The sequence below is a fragment of the Sulfuricaulis sp. genome, from assembly GCF_049587675.1.
Lineage (GTDB): Bacteria > Pseudomonadota > Gammaproteobacteria > Acidiferrobacterales > Sulfurifustaceae > Sulfuricaulis.
The window spans coordinates 1-3,826 of the sequence record NZ_JBAVEJ010000227.1; the positions used below are offsets into that span (position 1 = coordinate 1).

Genomic DNA, 3,826 nt, shown 5'->3' on the forward strand with positions numbered 1-3,826 from the left:
GGGATGCACCGTTTACGGAGCTAAGAACGCACGCTGGCCCGAGCCGCTACGCGGCGAGGGTGAGCTCCAGGGATGGGGCGAACAAAACCCCGCAGACGCGGGGTTTTGAATTTCCGGATACCGGTACGAGCGCTCAGGCGGCAGTTTCTTCGGATTCCACCGTGGGCCGGGGTTCCGCTTCCGGCCCGCGCTCGGGTCGGGCAGCCGACTTGGCTTTTTCAATCGCTTTGTCCGCCTCCTTCCTGGCTTTCTCCAACGTCTCCGTCACTCGCTTGCTCTCATCCCATTTTTCATAACACATGATGAACCTCCTTCCATGCAGGCATGTACGTCCATGCATGAGTTACCCTACGCCGGTCGAGACGGATTTCAATTAAAAATTTTTTATATTCCGGAAATACCATGTGCCTACATTCAATGGAAAGCAAAATTCGTAAAAAACCCATGTCGGCGATTGCCATCCGTTTCAACGACGCCTGAAACCAGGCGTCTGGTCACCCCGGCGTAAATTCCCGGAACAAATCCCCCGGTTTTTGCCGCCCGAGACACATCAAGGAAGGGGTAATTAGATGAATTTGGCCGCAACCGTTGACCGCCGCGCCCAAATGCCAAAAGATAGGGGCATTCGCAGACTGCACAGGCACATTTCATGTCCAGTAAATTTCCCATTGTTGCGGTGACCGGCTCCTCCGGCGCCGGGACCACCACGGTGCGGCACGCCTTTCACGACATATTCCGGCGTGAGGGTATTTCGGGAGCGTTTGTCGAAGGCAACGCCTTTCTGCGCTACGAGGGCAAGGAAATGGATCGCCTCGTCCGCGAGGCCCGAGCACGAGGGGAAAACCTGAGCCATTTCAGTCCGAAACTGAATCAGTTCGACCGGCTCGAAGCGCTGTTCAAGGAATACTCCGAGCACGGCACCGGCGAGACGCGGCATTACGTGGTCGAGGGCGAGCAGGAACAGTTCGGACTGCCACCGGGCACGTTCACTCCCTGGCGGCAAATTCCGGTGGACACCGATCTGCTGTTCTATGAAGGACTTCACGGCGGCGTGGTGGCGCGCACCTGGACCCGCCGCAAAATGAGCCCGTCGCACAATCCCCAGGTCATCGAGCGCCGCAACGCCCTCGACGGCAACAACGGCGTGGACGTGGCGCAGTACGTGGACCTGCTGATCGGCGTGGTGCCGGTCGCCAATCTCGAATGGATACAGAAAATCCACCGCGACACCAGCGTCAAAGGCCATTCCCCGGAGGCGGTCACCGACACCATCCTGCGGCGGCTGCGCGACTACATTGACTACATCACACCGCAGTTCTCCCTCTCTGACATTAATTTCCAGCGCGTGCCAGTCGTGGATACCTCCAACCCCTTCATCGCCCGCGACGTGCCAACATTGGCGGAAAGCGTTGTGGTCATCCGATTCCGCGAGCCGGGGAAATTCGATTTTCCGAACCTGATGCGGCGGATCAAGGATTCTTATATGTCACGTCCCAACACCATGGTCATTCCCGGCGGGAAGATGCTGCTGGCCATGGAAATCATCTGCACGCCGCTGGTGCATGAACTGATCGAGAAACGGCAGCAAAAAAACGGGTAAATGGCCCGGGGGCGGATTCTCAATGTCGCGTCGGTTCGATCGTGGCGTCCAGATTGAGATTATCGCAAAAGCTGGTGAACTCGTCGCGCAAGCGGCCGATGTGCACGCCGGACGGCAGACTCACGGTCATGCTGAGCGAAAACATCGGCGCGCCGGTGTGCGCGGCCGGGTAGGTCCAGGTGCTCATCTCTTCGATGTTGATTTCGCGGGTCGCGAAGAAATCCGCAATCTCGTGCACGATGCCCGGATGGTCCATGGCCACCACGTCCACGGTGTAGGGCACCATGTCCTGCACCGCGGTGCGTGGTTCGGTGTGCCGGGCAAGGATGGTGAGTTCGAGTTTTTTCTCCAGTACCGGCACCTGCCGTTCCAGACGCGTGATCGCCCCCCAGTGTCCGGACACCATCAGAATCAGGGCGAATTCTCCCCCCAATACCGTCATGCGGCTGTCCTCGATGTTACAGCCACTTTCGAGAATAGCCTTGGACAGCTGATTGACGATCCCGGGGCGATCCTTGCCCAGCGCGGAGAAGACAAAATATTTTTTCATGGAAAAGCAATCAGAAATTTTACGAAGTCACGGCGGCCGGAAGTTTATCGCCAACGTTAGCCGGCGGCCAGATGAAAATCAGACGGCGGGCAGACCGGGCCTATGACCAACCGGCAGGTATTGTACAGGATCATCACTTTAAACGAACTCAAGGCATGCCTCTGACAACTTCCATCGGGTCGGTTGGCCGGCTATCCCTGCTTGGTCGAAACCGACGCGCATCTGATGCAATCGACGTCGAAGTTGTCTCTCGACACAATATTTTTTCTTGAGCGTCCCCTTGTCACAATAATTAATCACCCCTGCATTCTTCATACGTTGAACCGATGATATTTTGAATTCCAGCAAAACAGAGCGCCTGTCTAGTGTTTCCCTCCGTCTATCGGATGCGTATTGTTACAAAGTGCCTGTATTGTGACTGAACCTTGATAGACGTTTTTCCTCTGCTACCTTCAACCCTCACAGCTTCGTTATCCGAAAAAATCGTGGTCGGGCGTAAGTTCAGCCGGTCACGCGATGCAGGGAAGATTCTCAAAAACTCTATGGAGGGAGAAACAATGATACGTATTCCGCCGTTTAGTATCGGAAAAATAATCATTTGCAGTTGGTTGCTTTTTGGTGTCAGCAGCCTGTCCAGCGCCGCAAGCCTGCCGGTTTTCGAACAGGTCGGCATCATCATCGGGCCGGCTTCCAGTGATTCCACGCCATTTACAATCGCCACGTCCGGCTCGTATCTGGCCAGGATCACCAACTTGACGTTCTTCCCCGGTTCATCATTCAACACCGTCGCGCTTGGGGTCAGTACTAGCTCGCTCTTGCTCGGATCCACGGCTCTCTTTAGCCCAAGCACCAATGATTCCGCCTCCTTCATTTTTTCCGCAACGCCCGGGAAATATTTTTCCAGTGTCCTGGCGACATGCGACGGCATATGCTCCTATGGCGTGAACATCACGGCTGTTCCCATACCACCCGCCATCGGGTTGTTTGGTTTGGGCTTAGCGGGTTTGGTCGTGATATCGCGGCGTAGACATAAATCACTTTGATTTCATATGGCCTTAACGTGTTCAGCGTCGTCTGCGCGACAATCGATTCACAAGTTCGCCCAAGCGTAATGTTGTGGACGTACGCGGAAGTTACAAGCTGGTAATGCCCTTTAAGCCAAAGGGTGATGGTTGCATGGCGGGTGGATGCACAGGGACTGATCGATCTTGCAATAGAGGGATTACTTCAACGAAGATCCTTCAGTTCCCTGACCACCAGTATTCGCCTGTCGTTCTTCCACTGCGAGAAACACACGAGCTTCCCGGCGCTGTCCACGTCAAGATCGTAAATCGCCGTAACATCCTTGATCTTCTTAAGCCCCGCCTTGTCGTAAAGGAAAAAATAATTTTCCCGCTTTTCATAACTCGGGCCGGTGATGATCTGGAACAGCGTCCGGTCGCCGCGTCCCGTTTCCACATGCATGCTGACCTGCTGGTAATTCTTCACCGGGAAGCGGTAAAGCAGCTCGAGCTTCCCGCCGCTGTGCCGCACCAGGTAGGCTTCCGGACCGTAGGCCACTAGCAGGATCAAGGCGTTGCCTGAAGCGAAGGCGCCGCGCAGGCTGTAGATCCACATGTCAGGGAGCTCGATGAGTTTGACCATCTGCCGGCTTTCCGCGTCCAGCAACCAGATAT

5 protein-coding genes are annotated in these 3,826 nt (G+C 55.5%); 1 reads left to right on the plus strand and 4 read right to left on the minus strand.

The features are described 5' to 3' along the window. Positions 1-133 precede the first annotated feature (133 nt). Positions 134-301: a hypothetical protein gene (locus tag WB402_RS11945; RefSeq protein ID WP_424208139.1), complete on the minus strand. Its 168-nt coding sequence runs from the start codon at positions 299-301 to the stop codon at positions 134-136. A 348-nt stretch (positions 302-649) separates the two neighbouring features. On the opposite strand from WB402_RS11945, the gene WB402_RS11950 reads away from it, so the two are divergent. Continuing rightward, positions 650-1,600: a phosphoribulokinase gene (locus WB402_RS11950; protein ID WP_424208141.1), complete on the plus strand. Its 951-nt coding sequence runs from the start codon at positions 650-652 to the stop codon at positions 1,598-1,600. Between the two features lie 19 nt (positions 1,601-1,619). On the opposite strand, the gene WB402_RS11955 is transcribed toward WB402_RS11950, so the two are convergent. The 3 genes from WB402_RS11955 to WB402_RS11965 all read right to left on the minus strand — a co-directional run. After that, on the minus strand, positions 1,620-2,150 hold the full coding sequence (locus WB402_RS11955; RefSeq protein ID WP_424208143.1) for a glycine cleavage system protein R: 531 nt from the start codon (positions 2,148-2,150) through the stop codon (positions 1,620-1,622). A 379-nt stretch (positions 2,151-2,529) separates the two neighbouring features. Continuing rightward, entirely contained in the window at positions 2,530-3,078 is a 549-nt protein-coding gene (locus tag WB402_RS11960; RefSeq protein WP_424208145.1) for a hypothetical protein, read from the minus strand. Between the two features lie 299 nt (positions 3,079-3,377). Next, a partial coding sequence (locus tag WB402_RS11965; RefSeq protein ID WP_424208147.1) for a hypothetical protein occupies positions 3,378-3,826 on the minus strand: 449 nt, incomplete at its 5' end.

What these genes read in the sequence shown, in the direction of transcription:
- WB402_RS11950 (WP_424208141.1), top strand. Translation starts at nt 650, where the DNA reads ATGTCCAGTAAATTTCCCATTGTTGCGGTGACCGGCTCCTCCGGCGCC.
- WB402_RS11960 (WP_424208145.1), bottom strand. Translation starts at nt 3,078, where the DNA reads ATGCCGTCGCATGTCGCCAGGACACTGGAAAAATATTTCCCGGGCGTT.
- WB402_RS11945 (WP_424208139.1), bottom strand. Translation starts at nt 301, where the DNA reads ATGTGTTATGAAAAATGGGATGAGAGCAAGCGAGTGACGGAGACGTTG.
- WB402_RS11955 (WP_424208143.1), bottom strand. Translation starts at nt 2,150, where the DNA reads ATGAAAAAATATTTTGTCTTCTCCGCGCTGGGCAAGGATCGCCCCGGG.